The following is a 15,927-nucleotide window of genomic DNA, read 5'->3' as shown; positions in this document are numbered from 1 at the left end:
GCCGGAAGCTAGCCAGACAATCGCTGCTTATCGCAAGATAAGGGGAGGAAAGTCCGGGCTCCAAAGGGCAGGGTGCCAGGTAACACCTGGGCGACGAAAGTCGACGACTAGTGCAACAGAGAGCATACCGCCGATGGCCTGTTTAGACAGGATCAGGTAAGGGTGAAAGGGTGCGGTAAGAGCGCACCGCGCAACTGGTAACAGTTTGTGGCACGGTAAACTCCACTCGGAGCAAGGTCAAATAGGGGTTCATTGGCGCGGCCCGCGTTGAACCCGGGTAGACTGCTTGACCGTTAGGGTGACTTAACGGCTAGACGAATGATTGTCCACGACAGAACCCGGCTTATCGGCTAGCTTCCCTTTTCTTCACCGCGCAAAAACTCAAGCAGGTCACTCAGTGGCATCGGCCGAGCGTACAAAAATCCTTGCTGATAATGACAGCCTTTGGCAGCCAGATAATCAGCTTGAGCGGCGGTTTCGAGCCCTTCGGCGATAACCGTTAAACCAAGCGAACGAGCGATATCTAAAAAGCCATTGACCAAAGCCGTCTGAGTATCATCAATAGAAACATTGGTAAGGAAGCTGCGGTCGATTTTAATGATATCAACTGGATACTTACGCAGATAGGGTAAGCTTGAGTAGCCGGTACCAAAATCATCTATCGCAATTTTTATCCCGTTTTTACGGAGCATTTCGAGATGTTGTACTTGCCGCTTATTACGATCCATTAGCATGGATTCAGTGATTTCAATAATGCGGGCGTGATGTGGCATATGCGCATTATCAAGCTTAGCGAGCCAGTTTGCCGCAACATCCCGATCAACAAATTCACGGACAGAGCGGTTTATCGCAATATTCAATTCGAACCCAGCTTGCTGCAAAATTGCCCAGTCACGGAGGACTTGTTCGAACACAAACTGACCGATTTCGACGATTGCGCCAGTTTGTTCCGCAATACTGATAAATTCGCGCGCGGTAACCCATTTCCGCTCAGGATGGTACCAACGAATTAACGCCTCACAATGGCTAAATTGCTGGCTCTCAGTATCTAACACCGGTTGGTAATGCACAGAGAACTGGCCATTCTTCAATCCTTCTAGCATTTCATGATGCAGAATAATGTGTTGTTCAGAGTATTTGCGCATTATTTCATCGAACACACTTACGGTGAGTGAGCCACGTCGTTTGGCCTGATAAAGAGCAATTTCGGCCTCCCGCAACAACACTTGCTCATCTTTTTATTGCCGGTAAAGGGTGATCCCAACTGTTGCAGTAATATTAACTTGGCTCTTACCTCGCAGAACAATGGTATTGAGGAGGCTACTGATAATTACGATTCCTACCAACCATTGATAAAGGAAAGGTTGGGGACTGCTGAGCCAAGCATGATCACGCGGATACGAGGCCAGTTGCCAGGACTCTGTTGGCGCGCCAATTGAAGTCACTAATGCGTCGGCTTGAAAAACCTCGGCAGCGCCTCTAATCAAGAATTCATCTGAACTGCGGCGGAACGCGAAATGATAATTCGGATCTTGATTAAAGTCGATGCCGGCAAACAGCGAGTCTGGGTCGATAACGAGCGACACCACGCCCCAGTCGCTGCCATCCTCGTTGAAAATTGGCATCCGCGCAATAATGCCTTGTCCACCTTGGACTAAGTCAACCGGACCTGTCACGACAATAGTGCCACTGTTAAGTGCGGCTTGCACTGAACTGAATTGGCTCGGGACCGTTCGATAGTCAAGCCCAAGCGCATCGATATTGCCATGCTCGGGATAGACATAAGCGATTTTTAAATCCGGTGCGATAGCAATGTGGGTAATGTCGAGATCAGAAACCAGAAACTCGCCATCATCCGCGTCAAGCGTTGCGGGTCGAGCTGGTTTTTGAATCCTATTTCGGCGCGCAATGCTTTGAGGACCAGAATATTGGCTTGGATACGTCGCTCGAGTCGCGCCCGTACCAGTGATAGTTGCTCAGAGGCGAGTTGTTTGGCTTCAGCCAACGTTTGCTGGCGTTGATAGTCAATACTGGTCGCTAATCCAAATAAGCATATCCCAGCGATACTCAAGATGATCAGGAACTGCTTGACGAAACGCCGAGGCGATTGAACCTGTTACGGCTGCTGACGCAGATTGAGTAGAGGTGTTGGCACACAAAGCTCCAAGCTAATGGTTTACGTATGACTATGCAAATAGTCCTATCAATATCGGTATTAAAGGCAAGGTCAAGAGCCGTTAACTGCCGCAAACACTGCTTTTTTACTTGACAGTGGGAAAGATCGCCACCTAGACTGTCACATTGTGGGGATTTGTGGGTAATAGTGGATCAATAACTATGTTTCGTGGTGCAGCAGCATTAAATCTAGATGACAAAGGTCGTCTTGCGATACCAACTAAGTATCGTAAGAGCCTGCTGTTGGACTGTGAAGGCCAAATGGTTTGTACCATTGACATCAAGCAACCGTGTTTATTGCTGTATCCGTTGCCTGAGTGGCAAATCATCGAACAAAAGCTAACCACTCTTTCCAGTATGAACCCCGTAGAGCGTCGCCTACAACGCTTACTTCTTGGTCACGCCGAAGACTGCCAGATGGATAAGGCAGGACGCATTTTAATTGCGTCTACGCTCCGTCAACACGCCGATCTTGATAAAAAAATCATGTTAGTCGGGCAGTTGAACAAGTTTGAGCTATGGTCTGAGGCCACTTGGCAGCACCAAGTGACTGCGGATATGGAAGCAGAACAACAGGGCGACATTGCACTTAGTGAACGATTACAAGACTTCTCATTATAATGACAAAAGCGCCACAACATGTCTCGGTGCTACTGCATGAGTCAATCGATGCGTTAGCGATAAAGCCGGACGGAATTTATCTCGATGCTACCTTTGGTAGAGGGGGGCATTCGCGCGCAATTTTATCCCAATTAAATAACAACGGCCGCCTCATCGCCCTCGATCGTGACCCCACCGCGATCGCTGCAGCCACTGAGTTTGCCGACGATTCACGCTTTCAAATCATCCACACCCCTTTCTCAGCACTTGCTCAAGTGTTGACTGATCTCCACTTACACCAGCAATTGGACGGTATTCTATTTGATCTCGGCGTCTCATCCCCACAACTTGATGATGCTGAACGCGGCTTTAGCTTTATGCGCGAAGGCCCGCTTGATATGCGTATGGACACGACACAAGGTGAGACCGCCGCTGATTTTGTCAATCACGCCGATGCGGAACACATCGCGCAAGTGCTGCGCGATTACGGTGAGGAGCGCTTCGCTTGGCGGATTGCTCAAGCGATTGTTGCGCAACGTCAGCAGCAGCCTTATCAAACCACCCGCGAGCTTGCTGAGACCATTGCCGCAGCGGTGCCGTTTAAAGATAAACATAAGCATCCTGCCACGCGTAGTTTTCAGGCGATTCGGATGTATGTGAACCGCGAATTAGATGAGATCACGCAAGCACTCAAAGCGGCCTTAACCGGTTTGAAAGTCGGTGGACGCTTAGTGGTGATCAGTTTTCACAGTCTCGAAGATCGGCTGGTGAAACGCTTTATCCGTGCCGCGAGCACGCCAGCAAAACTGCCGGCTGGTATACCGCTGCGTGATGATCAGATTCAATCGAATTTGAGCTTGCGTAAGATCGGCAAAGCACAAAAGCCCAGTAGCACCGAAATTAAGGCCAACCCCCGCGCCCGGAGTTCGGTGTTGCGGGTGGCAGAGAGGTTAGCTTATGAAAGCTAGTCGCGTGCCAAGCCTAGTGACCGTCATCTGGACCGACATGCGTCGGCATTTGTTGTTGGTGGTCTTATTTACCACACTGATTTTATCGGCGCTCAGCATCATTTATGTCTCTCATAGCCATCGTTTATTGATTGCAGAGCGCGATCGCTTATTGTCGGAGCGTGACCAACTCGATATTGAGTGGCGCCACCTGCAAATTGAACAAACCGCCCTCACGGAACATAGTCGGGTTGAACGAATCGCCGAGCAACGCCTTGATATGGTGCGGCCGGAAGGTGAACAGGAGGTCTTGGTGCCATGGCATTAAAACGTCCTGCAAGTTCAGTGAAACGCGTGAAAAAGTCTGCGCCGCATTTAGGCCAAGGGCGTTTTTACTTTGCCTTGAGTGTGCTGCTGTTAGTGTTGGGGTCGCTGACAGTGCGGGTAGCCTATATTCAGGTGATTGAACCAGAACGACTGATTTATGAGGGCGATCGGCGCTCATTGCGTGCCGCAGCAACAGATGTTCAACGTGGCACTATTACCGACCGTTACGGTCGTGAGCTGGCTGTGAGTGTGCCGGTACAAACGGTGTGGGCGGATCCCAAACGCGTCCACGAGGGTAATGGCCTCGCTGATGCAGAGCGTTGGTTGGCACTGGCAGAAGTGTTCCGCACCGACGTCGATGCTCTCATTAACAAGGTCAAAGACCCTGAGCGCCGCTTTGTTTACATAGAACGCAAAGTGACGCCTGCGGTCGCCGAGTTTGTCCGTCAGCTTGATATTCCCGGCGTCTATTTAAAACAAGAGTCGCGGCGGTTTTATCCCGTCGGCGAAATTGCCGCGCATGTGGTCGGTTTTACCGATATTGATGGGCGCGGTATCGAAGGGCTTGAAGCTCTTTATGATCAGGTTCTCACCGGAGTCCCCGGTGAACGAGTTTATCGCAAGGATGCGCAAGGACGGGTTGTTGAAGTTTTGCATGAAGAAGAAGCACAACAACCACAGCAACTGACCCTGAGTATCGACCAGCGGTTACAATCCCTTGCTTATGCCGAAGTCAAAAAAGCCGTGCGCTATCATCAGGCGACTTCTGGCTCAGCAGTGATTGTTGACATTGAAACTGGCGAAATTTTGGCGATGGTCAACAGCCCGTCCTACAACCCTAATAATCGTGCCGACTTACAGCCGCACAAATTACGTAACCGCGCCATCACCGATGCTTATGAACCAGGTTCAACCATGAAGCCGCTGGCAGTACTTGCTGGGTTAGAGGCGGGCCTCATCAAACCGGATGATGCGATTGATACCAGTCCGGGCTGGATGCGGCTCGGTGGACGGCGGGTTAGCGACCCGAAAAATCGCGGTGAATTAAGCATCAGCGAAATCCTTGAGCACTCGAGCAATATGGGCTCGGCCAAAATTGCGTTGGCGGTGGGTATCGACAAATTGATGGATGTTTATTCCGCGGTTGGTTTCGGTAACGACACCGAGGCGAATATTTTAGGTGAAAGTTTTGGCATGTTGTCAAATCGCCGCCGTTGGTCGGACTTTGAAATCGCCACCATGAGTTTTGGTTATGGCTTATCAGTAACCACGCTGCAATTGGCGCAAGCTTACGCCATTATCGGTGCTGGTGGGGTGAAGCGGCCGTTAACCATTCAGCGGCGCGAGGGTATTCCAGCGGGTGAGCGCGTGTTCAAACAGGAAAATGCGGAAGCCTTGCTGGCCATGTTAGAGAACGTGGTGCGCGTCGGTAGCGCCGATAAGGCTCGGGTCAAAGGTTATCGCGTGGCGGGTAAAACCGGTACTTCACGCAAAGCGGTCGCCGGTGGATACGGCGATGAATATGTCACCTTGTTTGCCGGTGTTGCGCCGGTCAGTAACCCGAAAATTGCGGTGGTGGTGACGATCAACGAGCCGAGCGGCGATGAATATTATGGTGGCGATGTATCAGCCCCCGTGTTTGCAGAAATTGTTGGAGATGCACTGCGCATTATGAATGTTGCGCCAGATAACTTTGAGGATACCCAGCTTCGCGTTGCGGGCTTTGGAGGTCCAAGTGATTAGTTTGCAACAGTTACTCGGTTACTACCCATTGCCGCTGCCACCGCTTGATGTCAGTGGCTTAAAACTTGATAGCCGCCAAGTGGCTGGTGGCGATTGCTTCGTTGCGGTGCCCGGTTATCAGGTCGATGGGCGCGACTTTATTGAGCAAGCTCTAGTGCAAGGTGCCAGTGTGGTATTGGCTGAGTCCGATTGCGTTGGGATTGAAGCACGTGGGAACGGCTATGTGATTGAAGTCCCGGACTTGAAGAACCAGCTCTCTGCAATCGCTGGTCGCTTCTATCAACACCCATCGCAGCAACTTAAAGTGATTGGAGTAACGGGGACCAATGGTAAAACCTCGGTAACCTACATTCTTGCTCAGCTGTTGAATCAGCTGGGTGAGCAAGCGGCTGTGATCGGAACCACCGGCAGTGGCTTTCCAGGTCGCTTGAGTGCTGAGACCCACACCACTCCTGATCCACTTGCGGTCCAACAACGTCTAGCCAGCTTAAAAGCCGAGGGCGCAACCGTAGTGGCGATGGAAGTCTCGTCCCATGCCCTCGTACAACGGCGTGTTGAGGCGGTGACCTTCGCTGCTGCAGTGGCCACCAATATCAGCCGTGATCACCTTGACTATCACGGTACTATGGTCAATTACACCGGCGCAAAACGGCGCTTGTTTACCGAATTAGATAGTGCTCAAAGCGTGGTCAACTGCGATGATTCAGCGTTAGCCGCGTGGTTGCCAGATCGCTCGGATAGCTGGCGCTATAGCCTGCGGGCGCAAACTGCGCAGCACAGTGTGTGGGCCGAAGAGGTGCAGTACAGCGCCCAGCAAACTCAATTTACCTTGTGTATTCGTATTGCTGCAGATCAAGTTGAACGGCATTCGGTGTGCTCGCCTTTGCTTGGCAGCTTTAACGTGTATAACGTGTTGGCAGCGGTGACCGCACTCTTAAGCCTAGCTTATCCAAGTGCAGATATTGTTGCTGCTATTCGCCAGCTTGAGCCGATCCCAGGACGAATGGAAGCCTTTAGCGCCGCAGGAAAACCAGTAGTGATTGTGGATTATGCGCACACCCCAGATGCCCTCCAACAAGTGTTGACGGCGACGCGGAAACACTGCAAAGGCCAGCTATGGGTCGTATTTGGTTGCGGCGGCGACCGTGATCGCGGGAAACGTCCACAAATGGGACGTGTCGCAGCCGAATTAGCGGATCGCGTGATCGTAACTGACGATAACCCACGCACCGAAGAACCCGCACATATTGTCAATGACATCCTCACTGGGATGCCAAATCGACGCCATGTTGACGTTCAATTTGGCCGGCGCGAAGCGCTGCAAAAGGCCCTGCAACAAGCTGCCAGTGACGATGTGATTATCTTGGCGGGTAAAGGCCACGAGAATTATCAAGTCATCGGTCAACAGCGCTTGCCTTATGATGAGCGCGCCGAAGTGCAAGCCTTGCTCAACAATCAGACTCTGGAGGTCGACTTATGATTAAAGTCAGCCTCAGTTGGATTGCAGCACAAGTCGAAGGGCAACTTCTTGGCGCCGACCAAAGTATCGAGGTGGTCTCCACCGATACCCGAAACTTACCGCCTGCGAGTCTATTTGTCGCGCTAAAAGGTGACCGCTACGATGCCCATGCATTTCTTGCTGATGCAATTGCCTCAGGTGCCGCTGCATTGATGGTGCAACAGTCGCTTAGCGCAGAGCAAGCCGGTGCGATCTCGCAAATTGTAGTGGCAGATACCCGCTATGCGCTCGGCCAGCTCGCCCATGCGGTGCGTAAAGAAGTGAACCCAACCGTGATTGCGATTACCGGCAGTAGCGGCAAAACCACGGTCAAAGAGATGCTGGCCAAGATTCTCAATAGCCAAGGGCAAGTCCTCGCTACCGCTGGTAATTTCAATAATGATATCGGCGTACCGTTAACGCTATTACGACTTACTCAAGCCGATCGCTATGCTGTGGTTGAGCTGGGCGCGAACCACTTGGGCGAAATTGCTTATACCACCCGCTTAACCGAGCCTGATGTGGCCATTATTAATAACGTCGCACCGGCTCATGTAGAAGGATTTGGCTCGATTCATGGCGTGTTTCGTGCCAAAAGCGAAATTTTTAGAGCGCTCGCTGCCGATGGCCTCGCGCTCACTCCACAAAACTCTGAATTTGCCGAGTGCTGGCAGCAACAGCTCAACAGCCGCAACCATCTCAGCTTTGGGCAACTGCAAAATGGCTATGCACAGGCAGATTGTTATGCTGATGACATCACCATTGATAGCCGCGGCTGTGCCGAGTTTACCCTACATTTGGCCGCTCGGTTTGCAGCTGAGCCGACCCGCGTGAAGTTGAATTTGCCGGGTTTACATAACGTTGACAATGCCGTGGTGGCACTGACCGCGGCGGTTGCGGTAGGCTGTCCGCTGCAACAGGCAGTCACGGCCTTGGCGCAACTCGAACCGGTTGCTGGACGCCTAAATGTGGTCCAAGTAAGTGAGCACTTACAACTCATCGATGACACCTATAACGCGAATGTTGGCTCGGTCAAAGCTGCACTCGATATGCTTGGCGCATATCCCGGTTATACCATCATGGCCCTAGGTGATATGGGTGAGCTTGGCGCGCAAGCGCGTCAGTACCATGAAGAAATTGGTGCGTACGCGATCAAAGTTGGCATTAATAATTTATTTACCCTTGGCGTGTTGAGCCAGAGCGCAAGTGAAGTTTTTAATGGTCGTGGAGGCCGCCACTTCTCTGATTTTGAGGGCCTAATCGGAGCCATTATCGCAACGGTTCAGCAAGCCCCAGCTCCGGTTACAATTTTAGCGAAAGGATCGCGTAGCGCCCACATGGAACGAGTGATTCAAGCACTCGAGGTGCGCCAAGCAGAACTGCAACCCCGAATTGATTCAGAAGGACAACACGCATGTTAGTGTGGTTAGCAGAATACCTGACGCAATACGCGAGCATTTTTAACGTTTTCTCGTACTTAACCATGCGCGCTATTTTGAGCGTGCTGACCGCTTTATTAATCTCGCTCTGGCTCGGACCTTGGCTGATCCGGTATTTACAGCGCCTGCAAATTGGTCAAGCGGTGCGCGATGATGGCCCACAATCACACCTAAGCAAAGCCGGTACCCCAACCATGGGAGGCTTACTGATTATCGCCTCAATTGTGGTCGCGACTTTACTCTGGGCTGACCTCGCCAACCGCTATGTGCAAGTGTTGTTGGTAATCGTCTTGGGCTTTGGCTTAGTTGGCTTTGTTGATGACTATCGCAAAGTGGTGCAGAAAAACTCGCGCGGCTTACCCGCTAAGTGGAAGTATTTTTGGCAATCCGCGATTGCAGCAACCGCCGCCACGTACCTTTATTTTAGCGCCACAGTAGGTGCTGAAACCCAACTGCTGGTGCCGTTTTTCAAAGAGGTGATGCCGCAGCTTGGGCTGCTTTATATTGTGCTGGCCTATTTTGTCGTGGTCGGTACCAGCAATGCGGTGAATTTAACCGATGGCCTTGATGGGCTAGCGATTGTGCCAACCATTATGGTGGCGGGAGCGCTCGGGGTATTTGCGTACGCTGCGGGGAACGTCAATTTCGCCGAATACCTGAATATTCCACATCTGCCTTTAGCCGGTGAGTTGATCATTGTCTGTACCGCGATTTGCGGTGCGGGGTTAGGTTTCCTTTGGTTCAATACCTACCCAGCCTTGGTATTTATGGGCGACGTCGGTTCGCTCGCCCTTGGAGCTGCGTTGGGCATGATTGCGGTGCTGGTGCGCCAGGAATTTGTGCTGTTCATTATGGGCGGCGTGTTTGTGATGGAGACCGTCTCGGTGATGTTGCAAGTCGGTTCTTACAAGCTGCGCGGTAAACGCGTGTTCCGAATGGCTCCGATTCATCATCATTACGAATTAAAAGGTTGGCCAGAGCCACGCGTTATCGTGCGCTTTTGGATTTTATCATTAGTGTTTGTGCTGATTGGTTTGGCGACCTTGAAGCTGCGTTAAACAAGACACCATAAATAAGCCTCGATAGAAGGTAAAAAGAGAGTATGACAACGCGGGTCAATTTAACAGACTACACAGATATAGGGGTGATCGGGCTCGGTCAAACCGGTCTGTCTGTTGCGCGCTATCTACTCCGTGAAGGTTTTGCCCCGTTTCTATTCGATAGTCGCAGTGAAGCTGCGGTCGGAGAACGAGTGCAGCAGCTTGAGGCTGAGTTCGGTCAATCACTCAGCGCTTATTTTGGCGATTTCCAAGTTGAACAGGTGCTCGGCCTTGATGCCTTGATTGTTAGCCCCGGCATTGATTTGCGTCATCCGGTTCTGCAAATGGCAATCGATGCCGACATTCCACTATTGGGTGATATCGACTTATTTGCTGCACAAGTGCAGCAACCCATTGTGGGGATAACCGGGTCGAACGGGAAATCCACCGTAACCGAATTAACCGCTGCAATTGTGCAAGCGGCCGGGCAGCGCGTCGCTGTTGGAGGCAATATTGGTACCCCAGTATTGGATTTGCTGACGACTACAGCTGCTGTTGATGTTTATGTGTTAGAGCTTTCGAGTTTTCAGCTCGAGTTGATGGCGCACACTGAGCTTAAAGCCGCAACCATTTTGAACTTTAGCGATGATCACTTAGACCGCTACGCCAGTCGGCAAGATTACGAAAAGGCGAAGCAGCGCATCTACACCCATGCCCACACTGCGATTTGGAATCGCGATCAATATAGCACCAAGCCAGTTCAAGCCGTTGCCGCGGAGCGTACCTTTTCGGCGCACCCAAGTGAGCCAGAGGCGCCCCATATTTATGGTTTAACGGCAACCCAGCCGGTTCACATCGAACGCGCGCAGCAGCCTTTGTTGGCGAGCACCGAATTACAGCTTTCCGGGGTTCATAACCTATTGAATATTCAAGCCGCTTGTGGCTTAGCAGAAGCGCTTTGCATCGACATCACTGCGGCACCTGTGCTGCAGGTTATTCGTGAGTTCAGCGGACTGCCACATCGTTGTCAGCTGGTCGGAGAATTTGACGGGGTACGTTGGATCAATGATTCAAAAGCGACCAATATTGGCGCCGCTGAGGCCGCAATTACGGGCTTACGCCCGGTCGTTAGTGGCAAGCTCATCTTAATTGCGGGCGGTGAGGGTAAAGAAGCGAATTTCAGCGTGTTTAAAGAAGCACTGAAGGCGGTAGATGAGCTCATTACCATAGGTCGAGACGGTCAACGCATCGCCAGTGTGTATCCGCACTCGGAGACTCATCAAAGCGCCAAAGACCTTCAGCAAGCGGTCGCGTTAGCGGCGCAAGTGGCCACGCCAGGTAGCCTCGTTTTACTCGCGCCAGCGTGTGCGAGCTTTGATATGTTTGCCAATTACCAAGAGCGCGGTGAGCGTTTTATTCAAGCTGTGGAGGCGTATTATGGCGCGGCCTGAACAGCAACTTGAACTGGGTATCCAAGGTTCACTCGAACCGACTCTGTGGCAACGTCTGCATAATTGGTGGCAAGCCGGTGAAGCACAGCTTTATGACCGGGTGATTTTGTGGTTGATGCTGGCATTGGTGGCGCTCGGTTTTGTCATGGTAACCAGTTCATCTTTCCCCGTCGCTGAGCGCTTAACGGATAACCCGTTTCACTTTGCTCTCCGCCACGGCATGTATTTATTACTTGGCTTCGCCTGCCTCGCAGTGATTCTGCAAATCCCGGTACAGTGGTGGTTTAAAACCTCAGCCCTGTTGTTGCTCGGTGGGATGCTGATGCTCACCGTGGTGCTAGTCATCGGTCATGAGGTCAATGGCGCCAAACGTTGGATTCGAGTCGGCCCATTAACCCTGCAAACCGCAGAGCTGGCGAAATTATTTTTCGTCACCTACATGGCTAGCTATCTGACTCGGCGGATGGACCAAGTGCAAGAAAACTTACGCGGCTTTATCAAGCCCTTGTTGGTGTTGATGGTGTTTGCGGGTCTGCTGTTATTACAACCTGATTTTGGCTCCTTGATGGTGATGGCATCGATCGCAGTGGGCATGTTATTCCTGGCGGGAGCGCGCTTATGGCAGTTTTTCGCGATTGTGATTGGGATGGCGTTATTGATTACCCTGCTGATCATTGTCGAGCCGTATCGGATGCGCCGGGTCACCTCGTTCCTTGATCCATGGGAAGACCCCTTTGGTAGCGGCTATCAGCTGACCCAATCACTGATGGCCTTTGGCCGCGGGGATTGGTTTGGCCAGGGGCTTGGCAACAGTATTCAAAAACTCCAATACCTGCCTGAAGCGCATACCGACTTTATTATGGCCGTGGTGGGTGAAGAACTCGGGTTTATCGGCATTAGTTTGGTGCTGTTGCTGGTCTTTGGCTTGGTGTTCCGCGCCATGCAATTGGGCCGCAAAGCGCTCCGGCAAGGATTCCAGTTTGGTGGCTTTATGGCCTATGGCATTGGTATTTGGTTTGCTTTTCAAGCCATGGTCAATATTGGCGGTGCGGCCGGTATGCTGCCGACTAAAGGCCTTACCTTGCCACTTATCTCGTACGGCGGGACCAGCTTATTGGTGAGTTTTGTAGCAGTCGGAGTGTTATTGCGCCTCGATTATGAAGTGCGCTTAAGCCAACTCAAGGTCACTCCTCGGATGGGAGGGCGCGGATGAGAACGGTTCTAATCGCTGCCGCCGGCACCGGTGGCCATGTCTTTCCCGCGCTTGCTGTGGCCGAGCAATTGCGTGACTTTGGCTGGCGCGTTATTTGGCTCGGTACCGATGAAGGGCGTCTGGAAAGTCGTGTGGTTCCAGCCGCTGGCTTTGAGCTCCAGACCATTACCATGCAAGGCTTACGCGGCAAAGGTTTGGCCCGTAAGGTGAGCTTACCTTGGACCTTATGGCAAGCGACTCGGGCAGCGAAAAAGATTCTGCAAGCCCAGCAAGTCCAATTGGTGTTGAGTTTCGGGGGGTATGTCTGTGCTCCTGCAGGATTAGCTGCACGCTGGCTCGGGGTGCCTTTGCTCGTGCATGAACAAAATGCGATTGCTGGGCTGACCAATCGTTTGTTAGCGCGTCTTGCCACTCACACTATGGTGGGCTTTGCCGCGGCACGCCAACAGCTGCCTCAGGCTGAAGTCACCGGTAACCCGTTGCGCCGCGAATGGCAGCAAGCTGCAACAAACACAAATTCAGGGACAAGCAAAAGTCTACGTATTTTAGTGGTGGGCGGTAGCCTCGGTGCACAAGCGCTAAACCAGCACGTGCCAGCGGTACTCGCACAATTGGCTGAGCGGCTTAAACAGCCTTTGGCGGTCACTCATCAATGTGGCCGCGAGCGCGCAGCCGAAGTACGCGACCGCTACCAAGCACTTGCGCTAGAGCAGGTGCAGGTCACCGAATTTATTGATGATATGCATAGCGCCTATAGCGCTGCCGATATCGTGATTTGTCGCGCTGGCGCATTGACCGTTGCGGAACTTGCCATGCTTGGTAAAGTCGCAGTCTTTGTCCCGTTACCGCATGCGGTCGATGACCACCAAACCGCTAATGCCCGGGAGTTGGTCCGCGCCGGTGCTGCGATGTTATTGCCGCAAACTGAATTGCAGCAACAGGCTCCCTTATTACAGCAGTTGTTGCAGCTAAGTGAACCAAGTGTGCGGCATGAAATGCAACAACGGGCGCAAGCGGCGGCGTTTCCGCAGGCAACCCAGCGCGTCGTTGAGAATTGTGAACGCTATGCAAACCCAGAACAAATGAAGGCAGGGCACTATGACGCAAACTAAAGCACCTTCTTTTACCGTAGTGAGCGTGCCCGAAATGCGGCGCGTACGGCGTATTCATTTCGTCGGGATCGGTGGTGCGGGTATGGGTGGAATTGCCGAAGTGCTGCTGAACCAAGGGTATCAAGTAAGTGGCTCGGATCTGGCTGAAAATGCAACGGTACAACGGCTACGTAAATTTGGTGCCATCATTACCATCGGCCACCATAGCGATAACGTCGCTGCCGTTGATGTGGTCGTGGTGTCGTCGGCCATTAAAGCGGATAACCCTGAACTGGTGGCAGCCCAACAACAGTTGGTGCCGATTGTGCGGCGCGCTGAGATGTTGGCTGAGCTCATGCGCTTTCGGCATGGTATCGCGGTCGCTGGAACCCACGGTAAAACCACCACCACAAGTTTACTCGCGAGTGTCTTTGGCGAGGCCGAGTTAGACCCGACGTTTGTCATTGGGGGCTTGCTCAATAGTGCCGGCACCAACGCCAAGTTAGGCAGTAGTAAGTACTTGATCGCCGAGGCAGATGAATCCGATGCGTCGTTTTTACATCTGCAGCCGATGGTCTCGATTGTCACCAATATCGAAGCTGACCATATGGATACCTATGGCGGTGACTTCAATAAATTGCTCGATACCTACGTCGACTTTTTACATAACTTGCCATTTTACGGGCTGGCCGTGGTCTGTATCGATTGCCCTCATGTGCGCGAATTGTTGCCGCGTATCGGCCGCCAAATTATGACTTATGGCTTTAGTGATGATGCCGATGTGCGTGGCGCCAACTATCGGCAACAGGGCGAACAAAGTTTCTTCACCGTTTATCGCCAAGGCCATGAACCGCTCGAGGTGTGCTTGAACTTGCCAGGTCAGCATAACGCCCAAAATGCGCTTGCGGCGATTGCTGCAGCGACTGACGAAGGCATTAGTGATGAAGCGATTTTGGCCGCCTTCAATAAATTCGCTGGCATTGGTCGTCGCTTCCAACAGCTCGGTCATTTTGCCGCGCCCACAGGCTCGGGAGATATTCTGTTAGTGGATGATTATGGCCATCATCCATCTGAGGTCGCGGTCACCATTAAAGCGGCTCGCACGGGTTGGCCAGAGCGGCGCTTAGTAATGATTTTCCAGCCCCATCGGTATTCGCGGACGCGTGATTTATATGATGAGTTCGTGCAGGTGCTAGGTGGTGCCGACATCGTGTTGTTACTCGATGTCTATAGTGCCGGCGAAAGTCCGATTACTGGAGCGGATAGTCGGGCGCTTGCCAAGTCGCTGCGGTTACGCGGTCAGGTCGAGCCGATTTATGTCGGGAGCCAGACGGAACTTGCCCAAGTGCTACCGAATGTCTTGCAAGGAAATGATTTGGTGTTGACCCAAGGGGCCGGCAATATCGGTGCGCTTGCGCAGCAGTTGGCAGCCACAGAACTTGGTCAGCTCGAATCAGCGCAACAAGGAGAGCAATAATGCATCGCTTTGGCAAAGTCGCAGTATTGATGGGCGGTGATTCCGCCGAGCGCGAAATCTCGCTGCGCTCAGGGGCTGCGGTGTTAGCGGCACTACAACAAGCAGGAGTGGATGCGCATCCATTTGATCCGCAGCAGCGTTCGCTGAATGAATTGCAAGAAGCCGATTTTGACCGGGTCTTTATCGCCTTACACGGCCGTGGTGGTGAAGATGGCACCGTACAAGGCGCACTGGAATATATGGGCATGCCGTATACCGGCAGTGGTGTTTTAGCCTGTGCCCTAGCAATGGATAAAGGTCGCACCAAGCATATTTGGGAAGCCCTCGATTTACCGGTCGCGAAAAGTACCGTGATCAAGCGAGGGCAGTTAGTTGACGCTCAGCAATTATTGCAACGTTTAGGCGGTAAGGTAATGGTAAAACCGGTGCGTGAGGGATCAAGTATTGGCATGGGTTCAGCGTCTAGCGCAACGGAACTAACAGAAGCTCTCGCAACCGCACATCAATATGACCATGAAGTGCTAGTCGAAGCCTGGTTGGCGGGGCCGGAGTATACGGTAGGTATTTTAGGCGATGAAACCTTACCGGCAATTCGTCTCGAAACCAGCCATGAATTTTATGATTATGAGGCGAAATATCAGTCGGGTGATACGCAGTATCATTGCCCAGCAGGGCTCTCAGATACCGAAGAGCGCGCCTTGCAGCATCTGGCCAAGCGTGCTTTTGAGGCCCTTGGTGGGTCTGGCTGGGGCCGTATTGATGTGATGTGTGATCATGCGGGGCATTACAAATTGCTTGAGGCGAACTTAGTGCCGGGGATGACAGAAAAAAGTCTGGTCCCGCAGGCGGCAGCAGTGTATGGCTTGAATTTTACTGATTTAGTTGTGCGTATTTTGGAATTAAGTATGCAAGGGGCAAGGGATTAA

The 15,927-nt window shown here is 52.2% G+C and carries 15 protein-coding genes and 1 other RNA gene; 13 read left to right on the top strand and 3 right to left on the bottom strand.

Translation table 11 applies throughout. The features are described 5' to 3' along the window. Positions 1-4 precede the first annotated feature (4 nt). An RNA gene (gene rnpB, locus CWI83_RS05825) (RNase P RNA component class A) lies at positions 5-362 on the top strand. Here the strand turns inward: rnpB and CWI83_RS05820 are convergent. From CWI83_RS05820 to CWI83_RS10655, 3 genes are read right to left on the bottom strand one after another with little or no spacing between them, the layout of a single operon-like run. Beyond that, complete coding sequence (locus tag CWI83_RS05820; RefSeq protein WP_126827031.1) at positions 351-1,226, bottom strand: putative bifunctional diguanylate cyclase/phosphodiesterase; 876 nt, start codon at positions 1,224-1,226, stop codon at positions 351-353. The two genes, rnpB and CWI83_RS05820, sit on opposite strands and share 12 nt — an antisense overlap. Positions 1,227-1,238: 12 nt before the next feature. Continuing rightward, positions 1,239-1,892 (bottom strand): CHASE domain-containing protein, encoded by a 654-nt coding sequence (locus CWI83_RS05815; RefSeq protein ID WP_338053322.1) that lies wholly within the window; start codon positions 1,890-1,892, stop codon positions 1,239-1,241. Next, a complete protein-coding gene (locus CWI83_RS10655) occupies positions 1,793-2,071 on the bottom strand; it encodes a hypothetical protein (RefSeq protein ID WP_241969881.1) in 279 nt (92 codons plus the stop codon). The genes CWI83_RS05815 and CWI83_RS10655 overlap by 100 nt, the downstream gene beginning before the upstream one ends. A 266-nt stretch (positions 2,072-2,337) precedes the next feature. On the opposite strand from CWI83_RS10655, the gene mraZ reads away from it, so the two are divergent. From mraZ to CWI83_RS05755, 12 genes are read left to right on the top strand one after another with little or no spacing between them, the layout of a single operon-like run. Continuing rightward, a complete protein-coding gene (gene mraZ / locus CWI83_RS05810) occupies positions 2,338-2,796 on the top strand; it encodes a division/cell wall cluster transcriptional repressor MraZ (RefSeq protein ID WP_126827027.1) in 459 nt (152 codons plus the stop codon). Further along, positions 2,793-3,743 (top strand): 16S rRNA (cytosine(1402)-N(4))-methyltransferase RsmH, encoded by a 951-nt coding sequence (rsmH, locus tag CWI83_RS05805; RefSeq protein WP_198677258.1) that lies wholly within the window; start codon positions 2,793-2,795, stop codon positions 3,741-3,743. Before mraZ ends, rsmH begins: the two co-directional genes overlap by 4 nt. Then, entirely contained in the window at positions 3,733-4,050 is a 318-nt protein-coding gene (gene ftsL / locus CWI83_RS05800) for a cell division protein FtsL (protein ID WP_126827022.1), read from the top strand. Before rsmH ends, ftsL begins: the two co-directional genes overlap by 11 nt. Next, a complete protein-coding gene (locus tag CWI83_RS05795) occupies positions 4,041-5,792 on the top strand; it encodes a penicillin-binding transpeptidase domain-containing protein (protein ID WP_126827020.1) in 1,752 nt (583 codons plus the stop codon). The genes ftsL and CWI83_RS05795 overlap by 10 nt, the downstream gene beginning before the upstream one ends. Next, positions 5,785-7,272: a UDP-N-acetylmuramoyl-L-alanyl-D-glutamate--2,6-diaminopimelate ligase gene (gene murE, locus CWI83_RS05790; RefSeq protein WP_241969880.1), complete on the top strand. Its 1,488-nt coding sequence runs from the start codon at positions 5,785-5,787 to the stop codon at positions 7,270-7,272. The genes CWI83_RS05795 and murE overlap by 8 nt, the downstream gene beginning before the upstream one ends. Continuing rightward, entirely contained in the window at positions 7,269-8,711 is a 1,443-nt protein-coding gene (locus tag CWI83_RS05785) for a UDP-N-acetylmuramoyl-tripeptide--D-alanyl-D-alanine ligase (protein WP_126827015.1), read from the top strand. Before murE ends, CWI83_RS05785 begins: the two co-directional genes overlap by 4 nt. Beyond that, entirely contained in the window at positions 8,705-9,787 is a 1,083-nt protein-coding gene (mraY, locus tag CWI83_RS05780) for a phospho-N-acetylmuramoyl-pentapeptide-transferase (RefSeq protein ID WP_126827012.1), read from the top strand. Before CWI83_RS05785 ends, mraY begins: the two co-directional genes overlap by 7 nt. Positions 9,788-9,831: 44 nt before the next feature. Continuing rightward, on the top strand, positions 9,832-11,220 hold the full coding sequence (murD, locus tag CWI83_RS05775; RefSeq protein WP_126827009.1) for a UDP-N-acetylmuramoyl-L-alanine--D-glutamate ligase: 1,389 nt from the start codon (positions 9,832-9,834) through the stop codon (positions 11,218-11,220). After that, positions 11,207-12,433 carry a cell division protein FtsW gene (ftsW, locus tag CWI83_RS05770; protein WP_126827006.1) on the top strand — a complete coding sequence of 409 codons (1,227 nt, stop codon included), beginning with the start codon at positions 11,207-11,209 and terminating at the stop codon, positions 12,431-12,433. The genes murD and ftsW overlap by 14 nt, the downstream gene beginning before the upstream one ends. Further along, the gene (gene murG / locus CWI83_RS05765) at positions 12,430-13,545 is read left to right on the top strand and encodes an undecaprenyldiphospho-muramoylpentapeptide beta-N-acetylglucosaminyltransferase (RefSeq protein ID WP_126827004.1); all 1,116 of its coding nucleotides are present in this window, start codon (positions 12,430-12,432) and stop codon (positions 13,543-13,545) included. The genes ftsW and murG overlap by 4 nt, the downstream gene beginning before the upstream one ends. Continuing rightward, positions 13,532-15,001, top strand: a complete 1,470-nt coding sequence (murC, locus tag CWI83_RS05760) for a UDP-N-acetylmuramate--L-alanine ligase (RefSeq protein WP_126827001.1) — start codon at positions 13,532-13,534, stop codon at positions 14,999-15,001. The genes murG and murC overlap by 14 nt, the downstream gene beginning before the upstream one ends. Then, positions 15,001-15,927, top strand: coding sequence for a D-alanine--D-alanine ligase (locus CWI83_RS05755; RefSeq protein ID WP_126826999.1), 927 nt, complete (start codon positions 15,001-15,003; stop codon positions 15,925-15,927). The genes murC and CWI83_RS05755 overlap by 1 nt, the downstream gene beginning before the upstream one ends.

The sequence above is a fragment of the Pseudidiomarina taiwanensis genome (assembly GCF_003987435.1).
Taxonomy (GTDB): Bacteria; Pseudomonadota; Gammaproteobacteria; order Enterobacterales; family Alteromonadaceae; genus Pseudidiomarina; species Pseudidiomarina taiwanensis.
Note: the sequence above shows the minus strand (reverse complement) of the source record. Positions and strands in the feature narration are given on the sequence as shown.

Excerpts from the sequence above, each read along its gene's own strand:
- murG (WP_126827004.1), top strand. The coding sequence starts at position 12,430 with ATGAGAACGGTTCTAATCGCTGCCGCCGGCACCGGTGGCCATGTCTTT.
- CWI83_RS05785 (WP_126827015.1), top strand. The coding sequence starts at position 7,269 with ATGATTAAAGTCAGCCTCAGTTGGATTGCAGCACAAGTCGAAGGGCAA.
- murC (WP_126827001.1), top strand. The coding sequence starts at position 13,532 with ATGACGCAAACTAAAGCACCTTCTTTTACCGTAGTGAGCGTGCCCGAA.
- ftsW (WP_126827006.1), top strand. The coding sequence starts at position 11,207 with ATGGCGCGGCCTGAACAGCAACTTGAACTGGGTATCCAAGGTTCACTC.
- ftsL (WP_126827022.1), top strand. The coding sequence starts at position 3,733 with ATGAAAGCTAGTCGCGTGCCAAGCCTAGTGACCGTCATCTGGACCGAC.
- mraY (WP_126827012.1), top strand. The coding sequence starts at position 8,705 with ATGTTAGTGTGGTTAGCAGAATACCTGACGCAATACGCGAGCATTTTT.
- murD (WP_126827009.1), top strand. The coding sequence starts at position 9,832 with ATGACAACGCGGGTCAATTTAACAGACTACACAGATATAGGGGTGATC.
- CWI83_RS05755 (WP_126826999.1), top strand. The coding sequence starts at position 15,001 with ATGCATCGCTTTGGCAAAGTCGCAGTATTGATGGGCGGTGATTCCGCC.
- CWI83_RS05795 (WP_126827020.1), top strand. The coding sequence starts at position 4,041 with ATGGCATTAAAACGTCCTGCAAGTTCAGTGAAACGCGTGAAAAAGTCT.
- mraZ (WP_126827027.1), top strand. The coding sequence starts at position 2,338 with ATGTTTCGTGGTGCAGCAGCATTAAATCTAGATGACAAAGGTCGTCTT.